Source organism: Actinomycetospora termitidis (assembly GCF_030286555.1).
Classification (GTDB): domain Bacteria; phylum Actinomycetota; class Actinomycetes; order Mycobacteriales; family Pseudonocardiaceae; genus Actinomycetospora; species Actinomycetospora termitidis.
On record NZ_JASVWF010000004.1, the window covers coordinates 388,796 to 414,967 of the forward strand.

27 protein-coding genes are annotated in these 26,172 nt (G+C 74.5%); 12 read left to right on the forward strand and 15 right to left on the reverse strand.

Annotation, left to right across the window (positions count from 1 at the left end; translation table 11 throughout):
- From QRT03_RS20115 to kynA, 6 genes are all read right to left on the reverse strand, one after another.
- The gene (locus tag QRT03_RS20115) at positions 1–630 is read right to left on the reverse strand and encodes a class F sortase (RefSeq protein WP_286054805.1); all 630 of its coding nucleotides are present in this window, start codon (positions 628–630) and stop codon (positions 1–3) included.
- A gap of 73 nt (positions 631–703) precedes the next feature.
- Positions 704–1,336: a hypothetical protein gene (locus tag QRT03_RS20120; RefSeq protein WP_286054807.1), complete on the reverse strand. Its 633-nt coding sequence runs from the start codon at positions 1,334–1,336 to the stop codon at positions 704–706.
- Positions 1,337–1,444: 108 nt separating this feature from the next.
- Positions 1,445–2,239 carry a DUF1684 domain-containing protein gene (locus tag QRT03_RS20125; protein WP_286054808.1) on the reverse strand — a complete coding sequence of 265 codons (795 nt, stop codon included), beginning with the start codon at positions 2,237–2,239 and terminating at the stop codon, positions 1,445–1,447.
- A 38-nt stretch (positions 2,240–2,277) separates the two neighbouring features.
- Positions 2,278–3,750, reverse strand: coding sequence for an aldehyde dehydrogenase (locus QRT03_RS20130; protein WP_286054809.1), 1,473 nt, complete (start codon positions 3,748–3,750; stop codon positions 2,278–2,280).
- A 134-nt stretch (positions 3,751–3,884) separates the two neighbouring features.
- Positions 3,885–4,061 carry a YegP family protein gene (locus QRT03_RS20135; protein WP_286054810.1) on the reverse strand — a complete coding sequence of 59 codons (177 nt, stop codon included), beginning with the start codon at positions 4,059–4,061 and terminating at the stop codon, positions 3,885–3,887.
- A 102-nt stretch (positions 4,062–4,163) separates the two neighbouring features.
- Positions 4,164–5,003 carry a tryptophan 2,3-dioxygenase gene (kynA, locus tag QRT03_RS20140; RefSeq protein ID WP_286054811.1) on the reverse strand — a complete coding sequence of 280 codons (840 nt, stop codon included), beginning with the start codon at positions 5,001–5,003 and terminating at the stop codon, positions 4,164–4,166.
- 51 nt (positions 5,004–5,054) lie between these two features.
- Between kynA and QRT03_RS20145 the strand changes: the two genes are divergently transcribed.
- The 5 genes from QRT03_RS20145 to QRT03_RS20165 all read left to right on the forward strand — a co-directional run bounded on the left by QRT03_RS20145 (position 5,055) and on the right by QRT03_RS20165 (position 8,814).
- Positions 5,055–6,164, forward strand: coding sequence for a TIGR03617 family F420-dependent LLM class oxidoreductase (locus QRT03_RS20145; protein ID WP_286054812.1), 1,110 nt, complete (start codon positions 5,055–5,057; stop codon positions 6,162–6,164).
- Positions 6,157–6,936, forward strand: a complete 780-nt coding sequence (locus QRT03_RS20150; RefSeq protein ID WP_286054813.1) for a crotonase/enoyl-CoA hydratase family protein — start codon at positions 6,157–6,159, stop codon at positions 6,934–6,936. Before QRT03_RS20145 ends, QRT03_RS20150 begins: the two co-directional genes overlap by 8 nt.
- Positions 6,937–6,985: 49 nt before the next feature.
- On the forward strand, positions 6,986–7,333 hold the full coding sequence (locus QRT03_RS20155) for a hypothetical protein (RefSeq protein WP_286054814.1): 348 nt from the start codon (positions 6,986–6,988) through the stop codon (positions 7,331–7,333).
- Between the two features lie 11 nt (positions 7,334–7,344).
- Positions 7,345–7,878: a phosphohydrolase gene (locus QRT03_RS20160; protein ID WP_286054815.1), complete on the forward strand. Its 534-nt coding sequence runs from the start codon at positions 7,345–7,347 to the stop codon at positions 7,876–7,878.
- 456 nt (positions 7,879–8,334) lie between these two features.
- Complete coding sequence (locus tag QRT03_RS20165; RefSeq protein WP_286054816.1) at positions 8,335–8,814, forward strand: GNAT family N-acetyltransferase; 480 nt, start codon at positions 8,335–8,337, stop codon at positions 8,812–8,814.
- A 1-nt stretch (position 8,815) separates the two neighbouring features.
- On the opposite strand, the gene QRT03_RS20170 is transcribed toward QRT03_RS20165, so the two are convergent.
- Positions 8,816–10,408 (reverse strand): DHA2 family efflux MFS transporter permease subunit, encoded by a 1,593-nt coding sequence (locus QRT03_RS20170; RefSeq protein WP_286054817.1) that lies wholly within the window; start codon positions 10,406–10,408, stop codon positions 8,816–8,818.
- Between the two features lie 97 nt (positions 10,409–10,505).
- Positions 10,506–11,066: a TetR/AcrR family transcriptional regulator gene (locus QRT03_RS20175; protein ID WP_286054818.1), complete on the reverse strand. Its 561-nt coding sequence runs from the start codon at positions 11,064–11,066 to the stop codon at positions 10,506–10,508.
- A 92-nt stretch (positions 11,067–11,158) separates the two neighbouring features.
- On the opposite strand from QRT03_RS20175, the gene QRT03_RS20180 reads away from it, so the two are divergent.
- Entirely contained in the window at positions 11,159–12,208 is a 1,050-nt protein-coding gene (locus QRT03_RS20180; protein ID WP_286054819.1) for an aldo/keto reductase, read from the forward strand.
- Between the two features lie 3 nt (positions 12,209–12,211).
- Here the strand turns inward: QRT03_RS20180 and QRT03_RS20185 are convergent, their stop codons facing one another.
- Genes QRT03_RS20185 through QRT03_RS20195 form a run of 3 tightly spaced genes read right to left on the reverse strand, consistent with a single transcriptional unit; the run spans position 12,212 to position 15,269 of the window.
- The gene (locus QRT03_RS20185; RefSeq protein WP_286054821.1) at positions 12,212–13,483 is read right to left on the reverse strand and encodes a BPG-independent phosphoglycerate mutase family protein; all 1,272 of its coding nucleotides are present in this window, start codon (positions 13,481–13,483) and stop codon (positions 12,212–12,214) included.
- Positions 13,484–13,533: 50 nt separating this feature from the next.
- Positions 13,534–14,052 (reverse strand): adenylyltransferase/cytidyltransferase family protein, encoded by a 519-nt coding sequence (locus tag QRT03_RS20190; RefSeq protein WP_286054822.1) that lies wholly within the window; start codon positions 14,050–14,052, stop codon positions 13,534–13,536.
- The gene (locus QRT03_RS20195; protein ID WP_286054823.1) at positions 14,049–15,269 is read right to left on the reverse strand and encodes an acyl-CoA dehydrogenase family protein; all 1,221 of its coding nucleotides are present in this window, start codon (positions 15,267–15,269) and stop codon (positions 14,049–14,051) included. The genes QRT03_RS20190 and QRT03_RS20195 overlap by 4 nt, the downstream gene beginning before the upstream one ends.
- Before the next feature lie 143 nt (positions 15,270–15,412).
- Between QRT03_RS20195 and QRT03_RS20200 the strand changes: the two genes are divergently transcribed.
- The 4 genes from QRT03_RS20200 to QRT03_RS20215 are packed head-to-tail and all read left to right on the forward strand — an operon-like array spanning position 15,413 to position 18,079.
- A complete protein-coding gene (locus QRT03_RS20200; protein WP_286054824.1) occupies positions 15,413–15,925 on the forward strand; it encodes an isochorismatase family protein in 513 nt (170 codons plus the stop codon).
- Positions 15,922–16,311 (forward strand): dimethylamine monooxygenase subunit DmmA family protein, encoded by a 390-nt coding sequence (locus QRT03_RS20205; protein ID WP_286054825.1) that lies wholly within the window; start codon positions 15,922–15,924, stop codon positions 16,309–16,311. Before QRT03_RS20200 ends, QRT03_RS20205 begins: the two co-directional genes overlap by 4 nt.
- Positions 16,311–17,183: a PDR/VanB family oxidoreductase gene (locus QRT03_RS20210; RefSeq protein ID WP_286054826.1), complete on the forward strand. Its 873-nt coding sequence runs from the start codon at positions 16,311–16,313 to the stop codon at positions 17,181–17,183. The genes QRT03_RS20205 and QRT03_RS20210 overlap by 1 nt, the downstream gene beginning before the upstream one ends.
- Complete coding sequence (locus tag QRT03_RS20215; RefSeq protein ID WP_286054827.1) at positions 17,180–18,079, forward strand: heme-dependent oxidative N-demethylase subunit alpha family protein; 900 nt, start codon at positions 17,180–17,182, stop codon at positions 18,077–18,079. The genes QRT03_RS20210 and QRT03_RS20215 overlap by 4 nt, the downstream gene beginning before the upstream one ends.
- Positions 18,080–18,095: 16 nt before the next feature.
- Here QRT03_RS20215 and QRT03_RS20220 read toward each other — a convergent pair whose 3' ends face one another.
- Positions 18,096–18,503, reverse strand: coding sequence for a VOC family protein (locus QRT03_RS20220; RefSeq protein WP_286054828.1), 408 nt, complete (start codon positions 18,501–18,503; stop codon positions 18,096–18,098).
- A 177-nt stretch (positions 18,504–18,680) separates the two neighbouring features.
- Here QRT03_RS20220 and QRT03_RS20225 point away from each other — a divergent pair, with 177 nt between their 5' ends.
- Both QRT03_RS20225 and QRT03_RS20230 read left to right on the forward strand, forming a co-directional pair.
- Positions 18,681–21,329: an ATP-binding protein gene (locus QRT03_RS20225; RefSeq protein WP_286054829.1), complete on the forward strand. Its 2,649-nt coding sequence runs from the start codon at positions 18,681–18,683 to the stop codon at positions 21,327–21,329.
- A 35-nt stretch (positions 21,330–21,364) separates the two neighbouring features.
- Positions 21,365–22,684, forward strand: coding sequence for an FAD-binding oxidoreductase (locus QRT03_RS20230; RefSeq protein WP_286054830.1), 1,320 nt, complete (start codon positions 21,365–21,367; stop codon positions 22,682–22,684).
- Here QRT03_RS20230 and QRT03_RS20235 read toward each other — a convergent pair.
- From QRT03_RS20235 to QRT03_RS20245, 3 genes are read right to left on the reverse strand one after another with little or no spacing between them, the layout of a single operon-like run.
- Positions 22,665–23,273, reverse strand: coding sequence for a histidine phosphatase family protein (locus QRT03_RS20235; protein WP_286054831.1), 609 nt, complete (start codon positions 23,271–23,273; stop codon positions 22,665–22,667). The genes QRT03_RS20230 and QRT03_RS20235 overlap by 20 nt on opposite strands.
- Complete coding sequence (locus tag QRT03_RS20240) at positions 23,270–24,757, reverse strand: FGGY-family carbohydrate kinase (protein ID WP_286054832.1); 1,488 nt, start codon at positions 24,755–24,757, stop codon at positions 23,270–23,272. Before QRT03_RS20240 ends, QRT03_RS20235 begins: the two co-directional genes overlap by 4 nt.
- On the reverse strand, positions 24,754–26,100 hold the full coding sequence (locus QRT03_RS20245) for an MFS transporter (RefSeq protein WP_286054833.1): 1,347 nt from the start codon (positions 26,098–26,100) through the stop codon (positions 24,754–24,756). The genes QRT03_RS20240 and QRT03_RS20245 overlap by 4 nt, the downstream gene beginning before the upstream one ends.
- Positions 26,101–26,172: the final 72 nt, after the last annotated feature.

Genomic DNA, 26,172 nt, shown 5'->3' on the forward strand with positions numbered 1-26,172 from the left:
TCACCGTAGGGGCGGGGAGGACTCCCGGGCGAACACGACGGTGTTGTCGCGGTAGTTGCGCGAGGCCGCGTCGAACGAGCCGCTGCACGTGATCAGGCGCAGTTCCGGGCCGGGGGTGCCGGCGTAGACGTCGTCGGTCGGGAACGCGTCCTTGGGGAACGCCCGCGTCGCGTAGACGGTGAAGGTGACGACGCGACCGTCCGCGCGGGTCACGTCGATCGTGTCCCCGGGGGCCAGCGCGCCGAGGCGGAAGAACACCGAGGGGCCGTTCTCCGCGGAGTCGATGTGCCCGATGATCACCGACGGCCCCTGCTGCCCCGGCGTGACGGAGTAGCGGTACCAGGCGGCGAGGTCGAACAGCGGTCCCTTGGCCGGGACCTCCATGGTGCGGTCCGGGTTCAGCCCGACGGATTCGACGCGGGAGTCGACCCCGATCTTCCCGACGACGATGCGTGCCGGCGGCGAGGCGGGTGGACCGGCCGGGGTGGTGGAGGTGGTCGTGACCGGCGGGGGCGGCGCGGGCAGGACACCCGCGTCCTGCTCGGCGGGCGGGCGCTGCTGCAGGACGACGGCGGCGACGATCGCGACGATCCCGACGACGGCGAGCAGGGCCGCCACGGCGAGCAGCACCACCCGTCGTCGGGACGGACGGGCGGACGGTGCCGACGCCGGGGCGTCGGCACCGTCCGGGGAGCTCGTCAGCTCAGTCCTCGGCCCGACGACGACGGGTCGCGGCGACCGCGACACCGCCGGCCGCGAGCAGCGCGACGCCGCCCAGCCCGAACAGCTCGGGGTGCTCCACGCCGGTCGTGCTGCCGCCGCCGGTCTGGACGCCGCCCGACGGGGTCTGGCTCGGCGCACCGCCGGAGCCCGAGCCGGAGCCCGATCCCGAGCCGCTGCCCGAGCCCGAGCCGCTGCCGGAACCGTCGGCCGAGCCGCCCGTGCCCGCGGCGCCGCCCTGACCGGCCGCACCGCCCTGGCCGTCGGTCCCGCCCTGGCCTGCGGCGCCGCCCTGACCGGCCGCACCGCCCTGGCCCTCGGTGCCCGGCTGCCCGGCGGCGCCACCAGCGGCGCCCCCCGCGGCCCCGCCGGCAGCGCCACCCTCGGCGCCGGGCTGTCCGGGAGCGGGCTGCCCCGGCGCACCGGGCTGGCCCGGCTGACCACCCTGGCCCGGGATCCCCGGGATGTTGGGCAGGTTCGACGGCACCGCCGTCGGCACGCCCGACGGCACGTTCGGGAGCTGCGGCGGCTGCCCGCTCGAGCACGCCCCCAGGGCACCGATCGACAGCGCGGCGGCGGCCACGGCGTAGCCGGCGCGGCGGGTCGTCCGCGTCATGGTTCCTCCTCGATCTCGTTCAGATCACGGTCGAGGAGGTTCCTACCCTCTCAGCAAGCTCTCAGTCACCCGTGCGATCGCGTTTCGCGCAATCGACCGGGAATTTGTTCAGTGGTCACTCTTCTCGCCGGCGTCCACCGCCACGTCCAGCACGTTCTCCGCCGGGGGCAGCGGGCAGGTGGCGAACGCGGTGAGGGCACAGGGGAGGTTCACCGTGCGGTTGAAGTCGATGACGAGCGAGCCGTCGCCGGCCGCGTCGTCGGTTCGCAGGATGCGCCCGCCGCCGTAGGTCGTCGTGCCGCTCGTCGCGTCCCGGAAGTGCAGGGACAGGCCGCCGTCCTTGCCGGCGAGCGCGGTCAGTTGCTGCTCGACGCCGTCGACGGTGAACCGCACGGTGCCGACCGCGGTCGGGAAGTGCTGCAGCCCGTCGACGACCGCGCCGACGGTGATCCGCTGCGGCTCCGCATACGGCTCGTAGCGACCCGTGACCACCCAGCGGGGATCGACCGGGAAGGCCGGGACGCCGGTGAAGTCGCGCCGGGTGGGCGCCTCGGGGTCGCGGACGCGCAGGACGTACGCGTCGGTCCGCCGCGCGAGCTCGACGACCTTGTCCCCGACGGTGACCAGTACGCCCGGCGCTCCGTCGACCGGGGTCACGGCCACGGAGCCGTCGACCATCGTGCCGTCCACCTCGACGCCGTCGGCCGCCGCGGCCGTCACGACCACCGTGCCGTCGCCCGGCGCCGCCCACGTCCCGGGCAGAGCGTCGATCGCGCGCGGGGTGGGCTGGAGCCACTCCAGCGCGGTCAGCGAGAGCCAGCCGTGCGGGTCGCGCAGCGTCTCCTCGCGCTCGTCGTGCCAGCGCTGCCACTCGGTGGTCAGGTCCTCCGCGACGCTCGTCATACCCGGGACAACCCCTCGCGGTCGGCGACGATTCCTGCTCAGCCCAGCGTGAACGGGTCCCGGGTGCCGCCCGTGAGCTCCACCCACACCGACTTCGTCTCCAGGTAGGGCTCGAGGCCGGCGTGGCCGTTCTCCCGGCCCAGCCCGGACATCTTGTAGCCTCCGAAGGGCACGCTCGGGGCCACGGCGCGGTAGGCGTTGATCCACACCGTGCCGGCCCGGATCCGCCCGGCGACCCGGTGCCCGCGGTGGATGTCCTTGGTCCAGACCGCGCCCGCGAGGCCGTAGGGGGTGTCGTTGGCGAGCTTCACCGCCTCGTCCTCGTCGGTGAAGGTCACCGCCGAGAGGACCGGCCCGAAGACCTCCTCGCGGAAGACCGTGTCGGTCGGCTTGACCGTGAGTACGGTCGGCTTCACGAAGTACCCGCCGAGCGCCTCCTCGGCCGACCCGCCGTACTGGATGGTGGCCCCCTCGTCCCGCGCCGTCTCGAGGTAGCCCAGGACCTTCTCGTACTGGGGCCCGTTGGCCACCGGGCCCATCTCGGTGTCCTCACCGAAGGGGTCACCGAGCTTGATCTGCGAGGCGCGCTCGGCCACGAGCCGGACGAGCTCGTCGTGCACGTCGGCGTGGACCACGAGCCGGGAGCCGGCCATGCAGGTCTGCCCGGTGGCGGCGAAGACCCCCGCGACGAGGCCGTTCGCGGCGGCCTGCAGGTCGGCATCCGGGAACACGACCTGCGGCGACTTGCCGCCGAGCTCCAGGGTGACCGGGTTGAGGTTGTCCATCGCCGCGTGCCCGACCTTGATGCCGGTCGCGGTCGAGCCGGTGAAGGCGACCTTGTCGACGCCGGGGTGCGCGGCCAGGTGCGCGCCGACCTCGCCGCGCAGGGAGGTGACCACGTTGACCACGCCCGCCGGGATGCCCGCCTGCTCGATCAGCTCGGCGAACCCGAGGGTGGAGCCGGGCGCGTGCTCGCTGGGTTTGATCACCACGGTGCAGCCCGCGGCCAGTGCGGGCGCGACCTTCCAGCTCATCAGCAGCAGCGGCGAGTTCCACGGCGTGATCGCGGCGACGACCCCGACCGGCTCCCGCCGCGTGTAGACGAGGTAGTTCGGGTTCGGCGACGGCGGCTGAGCGCCCTCGATCGCCGTCGCGAGGCCCGCGTAGTAGTGGTACCAGCCGCCGAGCGCGTTGAGCTGGCCGAGCATCTCGCGGTAGAGCTTGCCGGAGTCGTTGACCTCGAGGCGCGCGAGGCGCTCCGCGTTCTCGGTGATCAGGTCGCCGAGCCGGCGCAGGCACGCGGCGCGGGCGAACGGCGTCGTCGAACCCCACTCCCCGTCGAAGGCCGAGCGGGCCGCCGCGACGGCCGCGTCGACGTCGTCGGTGTCCCCGTCGGGGATCACCGCCCACGGCTGCCCGGTGTACGGGTTCTGTGACTCGAACGTCTTGCCGGAGATCGCGTCGACGGGCTTGCCGCCGATCACCATGCGCAGGGTCTCGAGCTCGCTCACGGGGTCCTCCGGGTCGGCGGTGACGTGTCGACGGGGACTCTGCCAGGACCCCCCGACACTGTCCCCCGGAGACGCCGCGGGGCCGGCGCCCCGTCGGTGACGGGACGCCGGCCCCGGGCCGGTGGAGCCGGTGGTCAGACCTCGGTGACGGGCGCGCCCTCGGCCGCCTTCTGCACCGACTCGCAGCCCTTCTTGGCCGCGGCACGGGTCTCGTAGGCCTCGCCGCTGGCGACGATCTGGCCGTTGCTCGCCTTCAGCCGGAAGCGGAACTTCCCCGACTTGTCCTCGTACACCTCGAACTTGCCCGCCATGACGGCCTCCTGTGCCCAGGCTGTGGTTGAACCTGCTGGTCAGCGGCGCACGCTAGCGCGAACGGACGCACGGCGTGAACTCCCCGCGTCCGGCGCGTCGATCTAGAGCGCGGTCCGCACCGCGTACAGCTCCGGGAAGAAGGTCAGTTCCAGCGCGCGGCGCAGGAATCCGGCGCCGCTCGACCCGCCCGTCCCGGTGCGGAAACCGATCGTGCGTTCCACGGTCTTGAGGTGGCGGAAGCGCCAGAACTGCACGTTCTCCTCGATGTCGACGAGCTCCTCGCACGCCTCGTAGAGGTCCCAGTACCGCTCCGGGTCGGCGTAGATGCCCCGGAACACCTCCACCAGCCCCGCGTTCTCGACGTGGGCCGTCGTCAGGTCCCGGTCGAGCAGCTCGGCCGGCACCGGGTGGCCGTGCCGCGCGAGCAGCCGCAGGAACTCGTCGTAGAGGCTCGGCCGTTCGAGGGCCTCGGTGAGCACCCGCTGCGCCGTCGGGTCGTCGGCGAAGAGCTCGAGCATCGCGGCGTTCTTGTTGCCGAGTACGAACTCCACCGCGCGGTACTGGTAGCTCTGGAAGCCCGAGGAGGTGCCCAGGAACCCCCGGAACTCGTGGTACTCGCTCGGGGTCAGGGTGGCGAGCACCGACCACTGCTCGATCAGTTGGCGTTGCACGTGCTTGACCCGCGCGAGGCGCTTGAGGGCGAGCGCGAGGTCGTCGCGGGCGAGGTCGTCACAGGCCCCCGACAGCTCGTGGAGTGCCAGCTTCAGCCACAGCTCCGAGGTCTGGTGCTGGATGACGAACAGCATCTCGTCGTGGTGCTCGCTGCGTGGGTGCTGCGCCGCGAGCAGCTCGTCGAGGTGCAGGTAGCGCCCGTAGGACAGGTTCTCGGTGAAGTCCCGGACGATGCCCGACTCCAGCGGGCGCGTGTTCTCGGCCGACATGGCTCCCAGAGTGCCGCAGCACCTGCCGTCCGGAACGGAGAGACTGCTCGTGTGCGCCTGGAGACACTGCTCCCGCTCGGCAAGGTCGATCCCGGGCTGCGGGCCCCGGAGACGCCGCTGGACCTGCACGCGGTCGCGGACACGGCCCGGTTCCTCGAGGAGATCGGCTACGGCGGGATCGCCGTGGAGGAGACGAAGGACGACCCGTTCGTCGTCCTCGCGCTCGCCGCCACCGCGACGCAGCGGCTCCGGACCACCACCGCCGTGACGATCGCCTTCCCCCGCAGCCCCACGGTGATGGCGCTGCAGGCGTGGACGCAGCAGAAGCTCTCCGGCGGACGGTTCACGCTCGGCCTCGGGACGCAGGTCCGCGGGCACATCCGCCGTCGCTACGGGGTGGAGTGGCACCCGCCGGCCCCGTGGATGCGGGAGTACGTGCAGGCGGTGCGGGCGGTGTGGGACACCTGGCAGCACGGCACGCCGCTGGCCTTCCACGGCGAGCACTACGACCTCGACCTCATGGTGCCGCTGTTCGACGCCGGTCCGATCGAGCACCCGGCGATCCCGGTGCACCTCGCCGCGGTGAACCCGTTCATGTGCGCCGTGGCCGGCGAGGTCGCCGACGGGATCCGCCCCCACCCGGTGTGCACCCCGAGCTACATCGCCGAGGTGATGCTGCCGTCGGTACGCCGCGGGGCCGCGCGCTCGGGCCGCTCGCTGGAGGACTTCCGGGTGTGCATGAAGCCGCTCGTGGCCTCGGCCCGCACCGACGAGGAACTGGCGCGCAAGATCGAGGACGCCCGGGCCCGGATCGCCTTCTACGCGTCGACCCCCGGGTACCGGGCCGCCTTCGACCACGTCGGGCTGTCGGACCTGGCCGCCGCGGCGAAGGAACTGTCGAAGGCGCAGCGCTGGGACGAGCTCCCGGGCATGATCGACGACGAGACGCTGCACCGCTTCGTCGTGATCGGGCGGCACGACGAGATCGGCCGGCGGCTGCTGGAGAGGTACGCGTCGGTGGTGACCGACGTGGAGTTCTCGATCGCGGTGCGGGACGACGACGACCGGTCGACGCTGGCCGACCTCGCCGCCGTGGTGCAAGGTGCCGATGATCGCGCGGCGCGGGCCGCCGTCGTCGGGAAGGGGTCTGCTGGTGTCTGACGAGGTGCGGGTCGAGACGACGGACGGGATCACCGTCATCACCCTCGACCGACCGAAGGCCCTCAACGCGATCAACTCCTCGGTCGCGACGGCGCTCGGGCGGGCGCTGCAGGCGGCCGACGACGACGAGGCGGTGCGCGCGATCGTCGTGACCGGCACCGGCCGGGCGTTCAGCGCCGGCGCCGACCTCAAGGCGGTCGCGCAGGGCGACACGCTCTCCGACGCCGACCACCCGGAGTGGGGCTTCGGCGGGTTCGCGCAGCACCCGATCGCCACGCCGACGATCGCCGCGGTCAACGGTCTCGCCTTCGGCGGCGGCTGCGAGCTGATGCTCTCCTGCGACCTCGCGATCGTCGACGAGAACGCCCAGATCGGCCTGCCGGAGGTCACACGCGGGCTGGTCGCGGCGGCGGGCGGGCTGATCCGGCTGCCGCAGCGGATCCCGCGGGCGGTGGCGCTCGAGATCGCGATGACCGGTCAGCCGATCAGCGCCGCCCGGGCGTACGAGCTCGGGCTGGTCAACCGGGTGGTGCCGGCGGGCACCAGTCTCGAGGGCGCGCGGTCGATCGCCGCGACCATCGTCGCGAACGCCCCGCTCGCCGTCCGCGAGTCGAAGGCCCTCATGATCGCCGCGGCCCACGACGACGAGCTCGGTGCGGACGCGTGGGCGGCGAACAGCGCGACCCGCAACCGGATCTTCGCCAGCGAGGACGCGAAGGAGGGTCCGCGGGCGTTCGCGGAGAAGCGCGCGCCGCAGTGGACGGGCCGCTGAGTAGTTCCGCGGTGCTCGGGCCCGGGCCCTCCCCGCGAGGCTCGGCGCCATGGTCGTGCTGGCGTGGGTCAACGTCGTCGTGCTCGCGGGTGTGGGCGGGCTGTTCGGGATCGTCGCGCTGATCCCGTTCGCGATGGCCAACGACGACCCGGCCTCCGGGCCCCTGGTGCGGCACGGTCTGCTGCAGCTCGTGGCCTACGTCGGACTGTGGGTGTGGTTGGTGCTCGGCGTGTGGCAGGCGTCCGGGGCGCTGGACGCGGTCGGCTGGAGCGCGGTCGGCGTGGGCGCGCTGGGCTGGGCGGTGTGGGTCGGCGGGGTCGTCGTGACGATGGCGGCGTTCTTCGGGCTGGCGCGGCTGGACATGGCCCTCGGGCGTTCCCGCCGGCGGGACGGATAGCGTCGCGGTCCGTGCCGTCCGACCTGCCGTCGTTCGCCGAGTCGCGGGCCCTGGCCGAGACCCTGCTCGCGGACCACCTCCCGGAGCGGTGGCGCCGGGCGCAGGCGATCGCCCGCGAGGCGGTGCGGTTGGCGGGGTTGCCGGAGGTCGACCGGGAGCCGCTGATCCACGCCGCGGTCCTCCTCGACGTCGGCCGCTCCCCCGTCGCCGCCCGGACGGGGTTCCCGTCGCTCGACGCCGCCCGCTTCCTCCGCGCGCGGCGCTATCCCGACCGGCTGCTCGCCCTGGTGGCCCACCAGCTCGCGTCCGGCGTCGAGGCCGAGGTGGCGGGGCTCGACCTCGGCGGGCTCACCGACGAGGAGTCCGCCACCCGCGACACCCTGTGGTGGTGCGCGCTCGTCGCCGATGCCGGAGCCGCACCCCTGGTGTCCGGCCCCGACGGTCGCACCGACACCGACGGTCGCCGCCGCGACGCCACCCGGGCCGCCGTCGCCCGGACCCGGTCGCGGATCGACGCCGTCGGCCTGGCCGTCGCCGCGTCGTAGCGGGCCCGCCGGATCGACGATGGCGAGCTGCTCCCACCGGATGCGAGCAGATCGCCATCCGCCGCCGGGCCGTCGCCGCACCGATGATCAACGGGCACTGAGCGCTGCTCGAAGGCACCCGCAGGGCCCGCCCGGCGCCGGAGCGGCCCGGCGCCGGATCGACGATGGCGAGCTGCTCCCACCGGATGCGAGCAGATCGCCATCCACCGCCCGACCGAAGGCCCGAGCGCTGCCCGAAGCCACCCGCAGGGCCCACCCGGCGCCGGAGCGGCCCGGCGCCCGTCGACGATGGCGAGCTGCTCCCACCGGATGCGTGCAGATCGCCATCCACCGTCGGGCCGTCGCCGCGCCGATGATCAACGGGCACGGAGCGCTGCTCGACCGCACCCGCAGGGCCCGCTCGGCGCCGGCGAATCTCCGGTGCGCCCCCGACGCGGGACCGCGACGATCCCTCCCGTGCCACTGACGATCCGGCCCTTCGCCGACGGCGACCTCGACACCCTGGTCGCCCTCTCCCTCCGCGCGTTCGCGCCGGTCCACGCCTCGCTGGAGCAGGTCCTGGGCGACACCGGCGGGTACCGCCAGATGCACCCCGACTGGCGCGCGGGGCAGCGGGAGACCGTGGAGACCGTGTGTCGCGAGCACCCGACGTGGGTCGCCGAGGTCGACGGCACCCTCGCCGGTTACGTGAGCGCCCAGCTCGACCGCGAACCCGGCCTCGGTGAGATCGTGATCATCGCGGTCGACCCGGCACACCAGGGACAGGACGTCGGCTCGGCCCTCACGTCGCACGCCCTGACCTGGCTCACCGATCACGGCATGACGGTCGCCATGGTCGAGACGGGCGGGGACCCGGGCCACGCGCCGGCCCGCCGCCTCTACGAGAGCGAGGGCTTCGTGCTCCTGCCGATCGCCCGGTACTTCCGCAGGCTCTGACTCACGCCTCGACGACGGCGGGCCCACCCGACGCGGGGGCGGGTCCGCTGCGCAGGAAGAACGCCAGGACCACGCCCACCACCGTGAGGCCCGCGGTCACCATCATCAGGTCGTCCAGCGCCGTCACGAAGGCCGCGGACTGCACCTTCCCGTACATCGAGTACTCGGTCAGCAGTGCGGCCGGGCCGCCCCCGCCGGTGGACGCGGGCATCGTCGTCACCGCGCCGGAGTCCGACATCTGCTGGGCCTGCCGCGACCCCAACAGGGCGGTGAGCGCCGCCAGACCCATCGCCGAGGCCGTGCGTTGGGTGACGTTGTTGAACGCGCTCGCCCCCGACACGCGGTCGGCGGGCACCGCGGAGATCCCGCCGGTCATGATCGGCATCATCGCCAGCCCCATCCCGACCGCCCGGAACGCGAGGATCCAGCGCAGCTCGGTCCACGAGGTGTCGACGGACAGGTCGCGCAGCATCCACGTGCCGAGCGCCAGGATCGACAGCCCGATCACCGCCGGCCACCGCGGCCCGAACCGGTCGTAGATTCGTCCCGCGACCGGCATCAGGATGCCCATGACGATCGCCTGCGGGAGCAGCAGCAGACCGGTGTCGAAGGCGCCGAGGCCCTGGGTCTGCTGCAGGAAGAGCGGCACGAAGAACAGCACGCCGAACAGGCCGACGGAGAGCACGGCGATCAGCAGCAGCGAGTTCGTGAAGGCCCAGTACCGGAAGACCCGGACGTCGAGCAGGGGCTCGTCCACCTCGAGCTCGATCACGACGAACAGCGCGAGTGCGAGCAGGCCGACGGTGATCAGGATCATCACGGGATAGGACGTCCACCCCCACGACTCCCCCTCCGACAGCGCGAGGAGCAGCGAGAACAGCCCCGTCGCGATCGCGAGGAAGCCCAGCACGTCGAAGCGCTTCCCGCGGGCACCTCGCGCCATGGGCAGCCAGATGATCGCGGCGGCGGCGCCGAGCACGCCGATCGGCACGTTGATGAAGAAGATCAGCCGCCAGTCGACGTACTCGACGAGGTACCCGCCGAGCGTCGGCCCGACGGCGGGCGCGAAGACGATGCCGAGGCCGTAGAGACCCATGGCCGCGCCGATCCGCTCGCGCGGGACGATCTGGTAGACCATCGACAGCGCGACGACGGGGATGATCCCGCCGGGGATGGCCTGCAGCACCCGGAAGACGATCATCGAGTTGATGTCCCACGCCAACCCGCACAGCGCCGAGCCGACGCCGAACGCGACCAGCGAGATGACGTAGGCCCGCCCCAGCCCGAGACGCGCGCCCAGCCACGCGCTGACCGGCACGATGACGCCGAGCGCGAGCGAGTACGCCGTCGACACCCACTGGATGTCGTCGGTGGTGACGCCGAAGTCCTTCTGCATCGCCGGGATCGCGACGTTGACGATGCTGACGTCCAGCACCGACATGAACATCCCGGTCACCAGGACGAGCAGCGACACGATCCACGGCGTGCCCGACGAGCGCGGCGCCTCTCGCTCCGGGGCCGGCCGGACGGGCGTCGCACTGCGTTCCGGAGCACGGGTCGGCGCCGTGTCGGGCGCGTCCGTGGTCGTCGTCATGTTCGGGAGTGTGCCACCGAACGGCCCCGAACGACCCCCTCACCGGGTGAATCGTCGCAGGTCAGAGCACGATCGGCCCGTTTCGTCCGCTTCGTCGTCATGACGCCGGGTCGGGCCCGTCGGTGCGCAGACTCCCGGCGGCGAGGTCGAGGAGCCGCTCGGCCTGCGGCCCGTCCGGCACCCGCCAGACCGAGCTCATGAGCATCAGGACGTCGTCGGGATCCAGACCGGCGCGCAGGCTCCCGTCGGCCTCGCCCGCGGCGAGCAGGGCGGCGATCGCGCCGATCACCGGGCCGTACGACTCGGCGGTCGCCACCTCGTGGTTCGCCGCGGTCAGGGCGTCGCCCAGTCCCCGCTTCAGGCGGATCAGAGCGGCCAGCTGCGCGAACCAGGTCCGCAGCGCCGACCGGGGCGGCTCGGCGGCCAGGAACTCGGGGACACGGTCCACGAGGCGCTGCACCTCCGCCCGGTAGACGGCCAGCACGAGCGCCTCCCGATTCGGGAAGTGCCGGTACAGCGTCCCCGCGCCGACGCCGGCCGACTTCGCGACCGAGTTCAGCGACGCGTCGCCGTCGCGGGCGAGCGCCTCGGCGGCGACCTCCAGGATCCGCGCCCGGTTCTGCCGCGCGTCGGCACGCGCCGGTCCCTGCTCGGTCATTGCCCTCCTCGACGAAACGGAGAATTCTCCGCTAACGTTGTCGGCGATACGGAGAACTCTCCGCATCGCACCACGATCCCGGAGCACCCGCAATGGACCACGTGAAGCTCGGCTCGACCGGCCTGGACGTCTCCCCCGTCGCGATCGGCGCGATGACCTACGGGGAGCCCGACCGCGGGCACCCGGTCTGGTCCCTCGGTGAGGAGGACGCCCGCCCGCTGATCAAGCACGCCCTCGAGGTCGGCATCAACGTCTTCGACACCGCGAACATGTACTCGCACGGCTCCAGCGAGGAGATCCTCGGCCGCGCGCTGCGCGACTTCGCCGACCGGGACGCCGTCGTCATCGCGACGAAGCTGCGCCACCCGATGCGCACGGGCCCGAACAGCAGCGGCCTGTCCCGCAAGGCGATCATGACGGAGGTCGACCACAGCCTCGCGCGCCTCGGCACCGACTACATCGACCTCTACCAGGTCCACCGCAACGACCACGCCACACCGCTGGAGGAGACCCTCCAGGCCCTCGACGACCTCGTCCGTGCCGGCAAGGTCCGCTACCTCGGCGCGTCCTCGATGCACGCCTGGGAGTTCGCCAAGGCGCTGCACCTGCAGGCCGCCCACGGGTGGGCCCGCTTCGTGTCGATGCAGGACCACTACAACCTGCTCGCCCGCGAGGAGGAGCGCGAGATGATCCCGCTCTGCCTCGACGAGGGCGTCGGCACGATCGTCTGGAGCCCGCTCGCCCGCGGCCGCCTCGCCCGCCCGTGGGACGACGCGAGGTCCACCGCCCGGGCCGAGACCGACGGCGCCTACGCGGACCTCCTCTACTCCCCAGCGACCGAGGCGGCGGACCGCGCGATCGTCGACGCCGTCGGGCGGATCGCCGAGGCGCGCGGAGTGTCCCGCGCGCAGATCGCCCTGGCGTGGCTGCACCGGCAGCCCGTCGTCACCGCTCCCCTGGTCGGCGCCGGGAGCATCGCGCAGATCGACGACGCGGTCGCCTCGCTGGACCTCGAGCTCACCGACGACGAGGTCCGCGCGCTCGAGGCGCCGTACACCCCGCGGCACGACGTCCAGGGTGTGTCCGACGAGCGGGAGATGGCCGCGATCCGCGCCCGCGTCCCCGGGATGGCGCCGGCCTGACGGTCACTCGTCGACGATCACCGGCTCCGGGTCGTCCGGCAGCGCGAGCGTCCGACGGGGCGTGGGACGGTGGCCGAGGAAGTCCGGACGGTTCGCGTGGCCGAAGAGGAGCGGCAGCAGCTCCGCGGCGGTGATCCGGCCGTACCAGCCCGACGCCGCGGACGACTCGCCGAACGCCGTGACCGGGTCGGGGCGGACGGTCGGGCCCGCGACGACGAGCGGGGTCGGGTCCCCGGTGTGCAGGACCCCGTCGACGGACGGCGTGGCGTGGTCGCCGGTCACGGCGACGACCGCGCGGTCGGCGAGGTCGAGCAGCCCGGCGAGCCCGGGGTCGGCGGCCTCCAGGACGTCGAGCTTGGCCCGCGGCTCCTTGGTGTGGCCGGCCTCGTCGGTGGCCTTGGTGTGGACGTGGACGAAGCGGGCTCCGTCATCGATCAGCTCCTGCGTGACGACGAGCCGCGCGGCCAGGTCCTCCCCGACGTCGGCGACCGGCGCGACGTGCCGGGACGCCATCCCGAGCAGCGTCGCGATCCCGCGGTAGAGGCGGGTGCTGGTGACGGCGGCGCCCGCGACCCCGGTCTGCTCGACGAAGGTCGGGAGCGGGTCGCGGCGGCCGGACCACTTCGTCGTCAGGACGTCGAGGGCGGGCCGTGCCCAGCGGGAGCGGTTGACGGGGTGGGAGACCAGCAGGCGTCGGGCGTCGAGCAGGAAGGCGTGGAGCCGGTCGGCGGTGGCCGGCGACGACGAGCACGGACGCACCCGCAGCCACGGGTGGCGGTCCTCGAAGAACGGATCGGAGTCGGTGACGGCGCCGTCGTCGCATCCGGGCAGCACCAGCAGCGCCTCGCCGCGCCCGCCCAGCGGGGTCAGCTCCACGTCGTGCGCCGCCGCGACCGGCCGGAGTGCCTCGAACAGCGCCGCCGCGTCGGCCGCGTCGTCGGGGGCGGCCCGGCCGGTGATCCACACCCGTCCGTCCTCGACCCGCGAGGTCCGCAGCGCCGCGTGGCACACGGCGACCCCGGGCGGCACCTCCACCCCCGCCCCCAGCGCCTCGAGCACCGCCCGCCCGGGGAACGGCACGTCGGAGAACCCGAACATCGCCCAGTGCGCGAGCTCCGACGCCGGCGCCCTCCCCCAGCCGAACGGCAGGTGCCATCCCGAGCACCCGCGGGCGGCGAGCGCGTCGAGCACCGGGGTCCGCGCCGCCTCGGCCGGGGTGCGCCCGCCGAGCGCGGGGACGGCCCGGTCCCCCAGCCCGTCGAGGACGACGAGCACGACCGGCAGCCGGTCGTCGTCGAGCCGCGGCTGGGTCTCGCCGTAGGCGATCAGAGCAGGCTCCTCAGGACGGGCACCGTCGACGGCGGCACCAGGTCGACCCAGGACCCGTCGTCGAAACGGGCCCGGATGTCGGTGGCGTCGAGCTTCGTCGTCGGGTCGCCGTCGAGCACCTGCACGGGATAGACGGACCCGAGCTGCGCGGCCTTGTCCCGCTCCCACGCCGAGTACGCGCGGACGTACTGGACGGCGTGCGACGGCACGTACTCCGGCCAGAGGTGCGGGCGGGTGAGGTCGAACGGGACGACGACCGCGCGCTCCGCCAGGCCCGCGCCGGCCAGCGCGGCGCGCAACAGCCGGACCCGCTCGTAGTAGGTGAACGGATTCGCGGCGTCGGTGTGCCGGTGATCGGACGTGCGTTCCGGACGACGGGCGCCGCTGTCCGGGTTGGTCACGGCCACCACCAGCTCGTCGTGGGCCTCGAGCGCGAGGGCGAACAGCTCGAGGTGCTGGTCGTGCACCGGCTGGAACCGGCCCGTGACGGCGGCCAGACCGTCGAGCAGGGTCACCGCAGCAGCCCGCGGGCGATCGCGTTGCGCTGGATCTCGACGGTGCCCGCCGGGATCCGCAGGTTGCGCGCGACCCGGAACAGCTTCTCCTCCGGCGACCCCTTGCGCAGACCGGCACCGCCGTGGACCTGCATCGCGCGGTCGGCCACGCGTTGGAACGCCTCGTCGTTGACCAGCTTGATCAGGCTCATCAGCCGTGGGGCCTCGGGGTGCAGGGGGAGCCCGGACGCCCCGCCGGGCAGCGCGTCGAGCTCGGTCTGGATCTGCAGCGACGCCGCGCGGGCGGTGTACACGTCGAGGTCCATGTCGGCGAGCATGTGCGCGACGACCTGCTGCTCGGCGATCGGCCGCCCACCGGAGGTCCGCGTGCGGGCGCGCTCGACGGCGCGTTCCAGCAGCCACGACCCCCACCCGGCGCACATCCCGCCGCGCGCCATCCGCCGCCAGTTGATCCACGTCATCGCGAGCGCGAACCCGTCGCCGGGCTCGCCGACGACGTCCTCGGGAGCGACCCGGACGCCGTCGAAGTGCAGCTCGCCGGTCAGGCCGTCGTCGAGCATCGTCGGGATGTCGCGGCCGCGGGTGACGCCGGGCGCGGTCGCGTCGACCAGGAACATCGAGAGGCTCCGCGTGCCCGCGCCGGGCTCGGTGACGGCGGTGACCTGGATGACGTCGCAGAAGTGCGCGTTGGTGATCCAGGCCTTGTGCCCGTGGAGGATCCAGTCGTCGCCGTCGCGCTCGGCGTGGGTCTCCATGGCGAGGACGTCGGTGCCGACGGAGATCTCGGTGTTCGCGAACGCCGCGGTGATCCCGGCGGCGAGCAGCGGCTCGAGCCAGCGCTCCCGCGCCGTGGCCGAGCATTGCTCGATCGCGGTGTTCGGCCCCTCGGTCCACGCCAGCGCAGCGAGCCCGAGGCCGAGCCCGCTGCGGTGGTAGACGAACTCCTCGACGTGCTGCATCTCCGCGCGGGTGAACCCGCCGCCCGACGGCACGTGCGGGGCGTACAGCCCGGCCGCCGCCGAACGGCGCTGCACCTCCCGGCGCGCCTCCCAGACCGCGGGGTGCATCCGACCGGCCTCGTCGAGTCGCGGATTGAACGCCGTCCCGACGTCCTGGCGCGCGAGGTCCTCCTCCAGCGGCGCCACCTCGTCCGTCAGGAACGCCCCGAACCGCTCGACGTAGCGCTCGACCCGGTAGGTCCATCCCGCGGTGGTCATGCCCGGTGATCTACTCCGTCGATCCGTGCGGCGCCACCCCGCTCGGCGGCACGAAGATCCTGTTCCGGGGAGCGGACAGGGGCGGGGACCGATCGGTCCGCTCCTGCCGATCAGATCTTGACCGTCCGCGTACGGTCGGACGGGTGCCGGCGCTGACCGCGGGGTCCTCCAGCCTCCTCGTCGTCGACCTGCAGGAACGGCTGATGCCGGCGATCTCCGGCGCGACCGGGGTGCTGCGCAACGCCGGCCGGCTGGTCCGGGCGGCGACCCGGCTCGGGGTCGACGTGACGACGACCGAGCAGGATCCGGCGAAGCTCGGCCCGACCGTCGGCGAGATCGCGGAGCTGCTGCCGGCACCCGCCGTCACGAAGTCGACCTTCGCGGCGGAGCTGACGTTCGACGCGCGGGTCGTCGTCTGCGGCTGCGAGGCGCACGTGTGCGTGCTGCAGACCGTGCTGGCCCTGCGCGCGGGCGGGCACGACGTGGCCGTCGTCGCCGACGCGGTCGGCAGCCGGTCCGAGCACGACCGCGACGCGGCGATCGCCCGGATGCGCGACCACGGCGTCGAGGTGGTCACGACGGAGATGGTCGTGTTCGAGTGGCTGGGCGCGAGCACGAACCCGGCCTTCCGCGAGGTGCAGGGGCTGATCAAGTGAGTGCTCCGCACCTGGTCCTGGCCGTGGACGGGGCCGAGGTCCGCCCGGGCCCCCACGAGCGGGTCCGGGAACTGTCCCCCGACGAGGCCGGAGCCGTCCTCGACGACGAGCTCCCCCGGCTGACGACGGGCTGGCGCCTCCGGATCGTCGGCACCCCGCGCGCGGGCCTGCTCGTCCGCGCCGCCGCGCTCGCGCGGGGCGCGCTGGACGAGGAGATCACCGTCGAGGCGGTCGGCGACGACGGCCGCACCGTCTTCTGCGCCCACTGCCACCACGTCTTCCCGACGGCGGGTCGCTCCGTCGGGTGCCCGGCCTGCGAGCTCGCCCTGGTCGTCGACGACCACGTGTCCCCGCGGCACGGCGCCCACCTCGGCGTGCCGGTCTGATGCTGGACCTGCGGGTCGCGCACGTGGCGACGCCCGCCCCGGACGTGCGGTCGGTGACGCTGGTCGGCGACCTCCCGGCCCACCCGCCCGGCGCGCACCTCCCGGTCGAGTGGGCGCCGGGGAGGGTCAACCCGTACTCGCTGACCGGGCTCGGGATCGCCCCGGAGACCTACCGGATCAGCGTGGCCCACCGCTCCGGGGGTTCCCGGTGGGTGCACGAGCTGGCGGTGGGCGACCGGGTGCGGGCGCTGCCGCCGCGCTCGTCGTTCCCGCCGGTGGAGACCGCGGCGCACCACGTGCTGGTGGCGGGCGGGATCGGGGTGACGCCGCTGCTGTCGCACGCGCGGTGGCACGCGTTCTGGGGGCACTCGTTCGAGGTGCTCGCCGTGGGCACCCCGCACCTCGCGGAGCTACGGGAACTCGGGCCGGTCACCCTCGCGCGGGACCGGGCCGACATGCGGGACCGACTCGGACCCGTCGTCGGGAACGCGCCGTGGAACAGCCACCTCTACGTCTGCGGGCCGCCCGGCCTGATCGCGGCGGTCGCGGCCGCCGCCCGGGCCGCGCACTGGGTCGACGCCCGGGTGCACGCCGAGCCGTTCGTGGCCGCCATGCCGCCGGGCGAGCCGTTCACCGCGCGGCTGCGGTCGGGCGCGGCCGTGGAGGTGGCCGCGACCGAGTCCCTGCTCGACGCCCTGCTCCGGGCCGGGCTCGCTCCGCCGCACCTGTGCCGGCAGGGGGTGTGCGGCGAGTGCGTGACCGGCCTGCTCTCAGGACGCGCCGAGCACCGCGACCACGTCGACGCGGCCGGCGGGGGCGGGATCGCCCTGTGCGTGTCCCGGGCCAGCGGAACGGTGGAGCTGGACCTGTGAGCTTCCCGTTCCCGCTCGCCCACGACACCTACCGGATCAGCGCCAACGTGGAGCCGGCGACGGCGCCGATCCTGCACGTCGGCGCGTCGCACGAGGCGGTCCTGCAGGCGCGCTCGGCGATCCTCGACCGCGAGCCGCGCCGGTTCGTGGCCGCCCCGCACGCGGGCCCGGCGTCGTGGGACGCGCTGGTGTGGTTGCTCGGCCGGACGGCGGTCGAGCGGCCGGCCGAGGTGTCGCTGGAGCGCGACGGGCACGCCTACCGCTGGCACGATGCGCGGCTCGGTGTGGAGCAGGAGTTCGTCCTCGGCGAGGACTCGACGCTGCCCGAGCACCCGCTGGCCTTCGCCGGACGGCGGGTCGAGGAGGACGTCGTCGTGCTCGGGGCGCGGGACGACCGGCTCTGGCTCGACGCCGGGATGGTCGTGTTCGCCTCGGTCTGGTCGCTGGCGTTCGACGCCGGGATGAGCTTCGCGGAGCTGCACGGCCCGGTCCCCTCGCCCGAGGTGTTCGTGCGGGCGGAGCGGTTCCTGCTGCGGCTGCACCCCGGCGACGCCTACCGCAGACTGAACTGGGGCCTGCAGCTCGACGACCGCCCGGACCTGTCGCTGGACGCGTTCCCGGAGTGGGGCCTCCGCCGGGCCGCGCTCCGGGTCGCCGACGTGGGCGCCGAGGTCCACCTCCGCACCGAGGTGCAGCACCTGGTCCGGCTCCCGATGACCGGCGCGGTGCTGTTCCTCATCGGCGTCCGCACCCTGCCGCTCGCCGAGGTCGCGGCCGTGCCGAGCTGGCGCACGCGGCTGGTGTCCGTGCTGGACACGCTGCCGCCGGAGGTCCGCGACTACAAGGACCTCGGGGTGCTCGGCCCGCTCGCGGCGGACTGGCTGCGCGACCGCTGACGGCGACCCGGGCCGGTCACCGCGGCGTCGCCGCGAACTTCGTGACGGCGTCGTCGGAGACCGGCGTGAAGAGGTTGACCAGCGTGCCGTCGGGGTCGCGGAAGAGCAGGGCACGGTTGCCCCACGGCATCGTCGTCGGCTCCGTGACGAACTCACCGATCCAGGTGCGGAGTCGCGCGAACTCGGCGTCGACGTCGGGGACGATGAACTCGAGGATCGCCGAGCGGTTCGCGCCGGCCTCCGCCGAGCCGGGCCCGAACAGCCCGACCGTGCGGGTGCTGCCGATCGCGAGGGTCCCGGACGTCGTCACCAGCTCCGCGAAGTCCGGGGTCGACCAGGTCGCCGACCCGCCCGTGACCCGCTCGTAGAACGCGACGAGGCGGGCGACGTCGTCGGTGATCACGCGGACGGAGACGAGGTTCATGGTGGGTCCTCTCCATAGGGGCTGCGAACGAGGAGGACGGTAGGAGCGCATCTGGTCAGGTTCCGCCCGGATTCACGAAACCGGGCCGGGGTTGCTCCGGGCCGCGAGCACCGTGTCGCGGACCGCCCCCGGCTGGTTCGATCGGACGGAGGTCGTGCGGGACCGGTGGAGGGGGCCGTGGTGCTTCGCTGCGGGGTCCTCGGGGAGGTCGCGCTGTCCGACGGGTCGCGGACCGTGACCTTCCGCAGCACGCGGACGGCGGAGGTCCTCGCCGCGCTGCTCGTGGAGCCGGGGCACCCCCGCTCGGTCGACGACCTCGTCCACGTGGTGTGGGGCGCCGATCCGCCGAGGAGTGCCCCGACGATGGTCCACGCCGCGGTGCAGCGCCTCCGGGACGCGGCCTTCCCCGGGCGGGGCCACGACGGCGGTGCTCTCGTGCTGTCCCGGGGCGGGAGGTACGTCCTCGACCCGGACGTCGTGGTCGACGCGGACGAGTTCGAGCATCTGGTGGAGCAGGCCCGCCCGTGCGTGACCTCGTCGCCCGCACGGGCGGCGCACCTGCTCGGCGAGGCGCTCGCTCTCTGGCGCGGCCCCGCCTACGCCGGCATCGAGCTGCCGTACGTCCGCGACGAGGCGACGCGTCTCGACGAGCTCCGCCTGCGCGCCACGGAGTTGCTCGCCGACGCCGAGCTCGGGCGGGACGACCCGGAACGGGCGGTGCGCGTGCTGGAGCCGCACGTGGCCGCCCACCCGACGCGTGAGCACGCCGCGGAACGGCTCGCGGAGGCGCTCGCCCGGTCGTGCCGTACGGGTGATGCGCTCAAGGTCCTGCGCCGTGCCCGGGCGGCGCTCGCCGGGACGCTGGGGGTCGACCCCGGGCGCGGGCTACAGGACCTCGAGTCCGCCCTCCGCCGCGGCGTCGTCCCCCGGGGCCCGCGGCGACGGCCGGAGCGGCCACCCGCGCCGATCGACACCTTCGTCGGCCGGGTCGACGACCTGTCCCGGCTCGCCGCGCTCTCGGAGGCCCACCGGCTGGTCACGGTGACCGGACCGGGCGGGACGGGGAAGACCCGGCTCGCGATCGAGGCGACCCGCCGCGTCGGCCTCCGCGCCGTGTTCGTCGACCTCACGCGCGCGTCGGGGGCGGAGCGCTTCGACGACACCGTGGCCGACGCGCTCGGCATCCGGTTGTCCGGGGCGCACCTCGCGGGCGCCGTCGCGGACGCGCTCGCCGGGGAGCGGACGCTCGTCGTGTTGGACAACGCGGAGCACGTCCTCGATGCCTGCGCCGACCTCGCCCGCGGGCTCCTCGGGCGCGACCCCGACCTCCGGGTCCTGGCGACCAGCCGGGAGCGTCTCGGGGTCCCGGGTGAGCTCGTGTACCTGCTCGACCCACTGCCCCTCGCGGACGCGGTCCGGCTGTTCCTCGACCGTGCCGCGACCGTCTCGGGCAGCCGGTTCGACGCCACGGAGGTCGCCGGCCTCTGCACCGCCCTCGACGGCCTGCCGCTCGCCGTCGAGCTGGCCGCCGCGCGGACGTCGTCGTTGTCCGTCGACGCCCTGGCCGCCGGCCTGGGCGACCGCTTCCGCCTGCTCTCCCCCTCGCACCGGCACGCGACGGCCTCGCGACGTGACGGCCTGGCCGCCACCCTGGCGTGGAGCCGGGACCTCCTCGACGAGGACGAGCACCGCCTGTTCGGCCGGCTCGGCGTCTTCCCCGCGAGCTTCGACGCCGCGGCGGTCGGCGCGGTCGCGGGCGCCGACGCTTCGACGCTCGGACGGCTCGTGGAGACCAGCCTGGTGCAGGTCGTGGACCGCTCCGCCTCCCGGTGGCGCTACCGACTGCTGGAGTCGACGCGCGAGTTCGCCCGCACCGGCCTCCCGGCCGGCGAGCGCGCCGCGCTGCGGCACCGGCACGCCCACCACTACCTCGGTGTCGTCCGTGCCGTCGGGCCGGCCCTGCAGCGCGCCGGGGCCGGCCCGCACCTGGACGCGTTGCACGCGGACCGGGACAACCTGCGGGCCGCGCTCACCTGGGCCTGCGACCACGAGGGCGACACCGCGGTCCTCGTCGGGCTGGTCGGGGTCCTGTGGCACTACTGGGACGTGCGCGGGTCGCGCGACGAGGGGCTGCGCTGGTCGACGGCGGCGCTGGGCGCGGTCGGTCCGGACCATCCGGACCGGCCGGCCCTGCTGTCGGGATGCGCGCTGCTCCACCTCGGGCGCGGCGAGTTCGACGACACCGAGCGGGTCGCGGCCGAGCAGTACCGGGTCGCCCGCGAGCGTGGCCAGCCGGGCTGGGAGGGCGACGCCCAGGCCCTGCGCGCGACCGCGGACTGGGCCCGCGGCCGGTTCGACCGCGCCCAGCATCGCTACGAGGACGCCGTGGCCGCCTCCCTCGCCGGTGGGGACGTCTGGCGCGCCGCGATGGAGGAGGCGCAGCTCGCCCGGCTGCACCGCGATCGCGGACAGCCCGACGCGGCCCGCGTGCTCGCGCTGCGCGCCGCCGGCCATGCGGACGACGTCGGCGAGGACCTCGCCCGGGGCCTCGCCGCCGACGTGCTCGCCTCGATCGAACTGCGGTGGGGCGACCGTGCCCGGGCCGACCGACTCGCGGGCACCGCCCTGGCCCACTACCGCCTCGTCGGCTACCGCGAAGGGGAGGCGTCGGCGGCGATGCTCCACGGGCGTATCGCACGCGCCATCGGCGACGTGGACCGGGCGCGGGAATCCTTCGAGCTCGCCCTCGCGATCCACCGGCGCATCGGTCACCGCAGCGGGGTCAACGCCGCCCTGCAGGACCTGGAGGAACTCACCGGCGGTTAGCCGTGGCTTAGCCGGGACCCCGAGCCTCGGCGGGCATGACGAGCCTCGACCTGCTCCGCCCCGACGACGTCGGCTACGACACCGCCCGGACGGTCTTCAACGCCATGATCGACCGACGACCCGCCGCGATCGTCCGCTGTCACGACGCCGCCGACGTCGCCCGCGGCATCGCCCTCGCCCGCGAACGGGATCTGGCGCTCTCGGTCCGCGGCGGAGGACACAACGTCGCCGGCACCGCGGTCTGCGACGGCGGGGTCATGCTCGACCTCTCCCCGATGCGTTCGGTCCACGTCGACCCCGGCCGGCGCACCGCGGTCGCCGGTGCGGGCTGCCTGCTCGCCGACCTCGACCGAGCGACCGCACCAGAGGGCCTGGCCGCACCGACCGGGGTCATGTCCGGCACCGGCCTCGGCGGGCTCACCCTCGGCGGCGGGCTCGGGTGGCTGGGCGGGCGGTTCGGGCTGGCCTGCGACAACCTGCTCGCCGCCGAGGTGGTCACGGTCGACGGCGACCTGCGCCGCGTGGACGGCGACCACGACCCGGACCTGCTGTGGGGCCTGCGCGGCGGGGGCGGGAACCTCGGGGTGGTCACCGCGTTCACCTACCGGCTGCACCCCGTGGACACGGTGCTCGCCGGCGCCGTGACCTGGCCGTGGTCGGCGGCCGCGGACGTGCTGCGGTTCCACGACGAGCTGGTCGCCGACGGCCCGGACGAGCTGGCGACGATCGTCTCGCTCGGCCGCGACCCGGTCGCCGGACCGCAGGTCACGATCGTGCTGTGCTGGTCGGGCGACGCCGAGACGGGCCGGCGGGTCCTCGCGCCGCTGCGGTGCTTCGCGGGCCCCGTCGCGGACACCGTCGCCCCGGTCCCCTTCGTGACGTGGCAGCGGGCGCCGGACGCCGGCTACCCCCTCGGCCGCCGGCACCACTGGAAGTCCGGCTACCTCCCGCACCTCACGGACGACGCCGTCGCGGTCCTGCTCGACCTGGTCCCGCGGATCCCGTCCTCCACGACCGGGATCGGGCTCCAGGGGCTGCGGGGCGCGGCCGCCCGCGTCCCCGTGGACGCGACCGCGTTCCCGCACCGCAGGCCCCAGTACGACCTGCTCGTCCTCGGGCAGTGGGACGACCCGGCCGACGACGAGCGGAACATCGCCTTCGGCCGCCGGGCCTACGACGCGCTCTCCCCGCATCTGGCCGATGCGGTCTACGTCAACAACCTCGGGGTCGAGGGCCCCGATCGCGTCCGCGCGGCCTACGGGGTCAACCACGACCGACTCGCCGCCCTGAAGGCGAGCTGGGACCCGGACAACGTCCTGCGCCTGAACCAGAACGTCACCCCGCGGGCACGTTGAGGGCCCGCAGCGCGGCCGGTCCGTCCACCGCCGGGACGATCACCGTCCGCGCTGCCGGGTCCAGCCGCGGGAACACGGCGCGGTAGTGGTCGAGCGGCAGGCCGAGGTAGTCGCAGAGGAGCAGGCGCAGCAGCGTCTGGTGGGCGACGACGAGGACCCGGGCGTCCGGCCGCTGCGCGACGACCCCGTCGAGCACCCGGCGGGCCCGTGTCACCGCGACGTCGCCGCGCTCCCCGCCGGGGAACGGGTGCGAGGACGGCGCGGCGAGGAAGGCGGCGAGGGCGTCGGGGAACCGGTCGGCCATCTCGTCGCGGGTCAGGCCGTCGCCGGCACCGAAGTCGACCTCGACCAGACCGGCCTCCACGACCAGCGGACACCCCGCCGCCGCGGCCGCCGGCTCGGCGGTGCGCCGGGCCCGGGAGAGCGGCGAGCTCAGCACGAGGTCCGGGCCGGCCCCCGCCGCCCAGGTCGCGAGCGCCCCCGCCTGCTCGACCCCGCGGGCGGTCAGGGCCACGTCGGTGCGCCCGGCGTAGCGGTTCTCCGCGTGCCACTCGGTCTCGCCGTGTCGCACGAACACCAGCTCCGTCACCGGTCCACCCATCCCCGATCCACCAGCGCGGCGCGGAACCGCCCGTAGCGGTCGTCGAGCGCCGCGTCCGGTCGCGGCTCGTAGGTCCGTCCGCCCGCGGCATCCCGCACGGCGCCGGCCGCCGCCACGAGGTCCGGCTCGTCCCCGTCCGCCGTCGTCGCGGCGCGCGCCAGGACCGCCATCCCGACGGCGGGTTCGGCGTGCTCGGGCCGGCGGAGCGGCACCCCGAGGACGTCCGCGCGGCGCTGGTTCCACCACCGGTTCGCCGCGGCCCCGCCGGTGATCGACCGTGCGCCCGAGACGTCCGCGCCGAGCGCCGCGACCCGCTCGAACGCCAGGCGCTCCAGGAACGCGATCCCCTCGGCCACCCCGGCGAACGCCGCCTCCTCCCCCACGGCCGCGAGGAGGTCGCCGAGCGGGCGTACAGCGCCGTCGTCGTGGAACCAGAAGCCCTCGGCCGAGGGTGCCTCGATGGGAAACCGTTCCCCGCGCCCCGGCAGCGGCAGCACCACCGGCGGCCGCACCGGGTCCCGGTCCAACGAGGCCGTGAGGGCCTCGAACCGCGACGGATCGACCAGGTCGGCGAGGACGGCCGCACCGGTGTTCGACGCACCGCCGGGCCACCACCAGCCGCCCTGCGGCCCGCGGTGGCAGTACACGGTGCCGCCCGGGTCGCGGACCAGGTGGTCGGCCACCCCCTTGAGCACCAGCGTCGTCCCGAGCACGACGTTCCACTGCCCCGGGGCGACGGCCCCGGCGGCCACCTGGGCCGCGCACCCGTCGGTCATCCCGGCGACGACCGGGACCCCGGCGGCGAGCCCGGTCCGCTCGGCGGCCCCCGCCCCGATCCCGCCGAGCACCGTGCCCGGCGGGACCACCGCGGGCAGCGTCGCCGGGTCCAGGCCGAGCTCGGCCAGCACCTCGACCGGCCAGCGGCCCTCGAGCGCGTCGTAGCCGGTCTTCAGCGAGGTCGAGGCGTCCGACGCGGTCGGCGCCCCCACCAGGTGCGCGGTGACGACGTCGGTCTGGTGGCGGTGGCCCGGGGCGGGGCCGAGGGCGAGCAGCGTCGGGAGGGCCCACGAGCCCCCGACCCGGTACCCGAGGCGGGCCCAGACCTCGGCGCCGACCTCGCGGACCCGCTCGACGTGCCCCTGGCCGCGGGCGTCGTCGTACATGATCCCGGGCGCGCACGGACGCCCCGCGCCGTCGACCGCCACGACCGTCCCGGACGTCCCGTCGACCGCGACACCGCCGACGGCCGCCGGGTCCGGGAGGCCGGCCACGAGTTCGCCGACGACCTCGTCGACCGCGGCGCACCAGGCGGCCGGGTCCTGCTCGTGGCGGGCGGAACCGTCCTCGGCGCGCCACCGAGTGCTGCGCAGGGGCCGCGAGGCGACGCCCGGGCGCGGACCGTCGTCGTCGACGGCCGCGGCCCGGACGCTCTGGGTCCCGAGGTCGACCCCGATCCAGACCGCTCCGCTCACGCGGGGACGTCCCGGGCCGCGACCGCGGCCTCGTGCTCGCGCTGCCGCGCGACGGCCGGGTCGATCTCGGAGTGGATCACCAGCGAGAGCACGGCGACCAGCAGGTACATCACGCAGTAGGCGATCACCACGCCGCCGCCCCCGAACAGCGGGAACAGGGCGGTGACGGTGAGCGGACCGAGGAGCGCCGCCCCGCCCGCCCCGGTGTTGAGGACCGCGAGCGCGGCGCCCTTGTCCTTGAGCTCGACCATGGACGGCATCAGCGCCGAGAGCGGGACGAAGCCCGCGAGGACGATGCCGTACACCGCGCCCAGGATCGCGGTGAGCAGGAAGCTCTGCGAGGCGATCGCGCCGAAGTACCAGAGCGGGACCGCGACCGCGCAGCCCAGGCAGCCGAACACCGTGACGGTGCGGCGCCACCCGAAGCGGTCACCGAACACCCCGAAGAACAGGTTCGCCCCGATGTTCGCGGCGTAGGCGACCGTCGCGAGGACGGCGACCTGCGCCGTCGTCAGGAAGCCCCCACCCGGGGTCTCGGGGCCGAACACGAAGGGGAACATCGCGAAGAAACCGTACTGCGGGGCGGTGTTCACGAGCCGGACGAAGAAGCCGGCGATCGTCCGCCGGTCGCGCCAGAGGATGTCCACGCCCTCGGTGAGGCGGCGCAGGCTCGTCGGGTGCGGGGTGGTCTCGTCCGCGATCGGGCGCAGACCCTGCGGCTCGGTGACCGCGAAGCAGCCGATCGCGGCGCCCACCGCGACGAGGACGAGCGAGATCACCAACGTCCCGTACTCGCTGATCCCCAGCGGGCCCACCGCGATCGCCGCGAGGGCGGCGCCCAAGGTCGGCAGGCCCCCGGTGAAGGCGAACCAGAACCAGCCCGCCGCGGACCCTCGCATCCGCGGCTTCGCGATCGTCTGGATCCAGACCAGGAACGCGAAGGCGAACAGCGGGTAGGCCAGGCCGCGGACCGCGTAGGTGGTGATGATCAGCGTCGCGTCCTGGGCCGGGATCGCCACGAACAGGAACAGGATCTCCAGGACGATCCAGATCGCCGCGCCCAGCCACATCACGCGGCGTGGGCCCCAGATCGCCGAGAGGGTCCCGGAGAACCACGACGCGACCAGCGCGGCGACGCCGTACAGCGTCACGGTGGCGAACGAGGCCTGGGCGCCGTCGAGCGCCCCGCCCGCCGGATCGGCGAGGTAGGCGGACAGGAAGCTGGTCTCCACGCCGTCGCCGATCATGAAGATCAGGACCCCGACGAACCCCCAGCGCAGCGGGTACGGGATGCCCCAGCGTTCGATGCCCGTCAGCGGGCCGTCCGCGGTCGACGTGGTCATGTCTGCGCCCTTCCTCGACAGTGCGGCGCATCACATGTATCAGCGTCTCTGTTAATTTCACAAGGGCAGTGC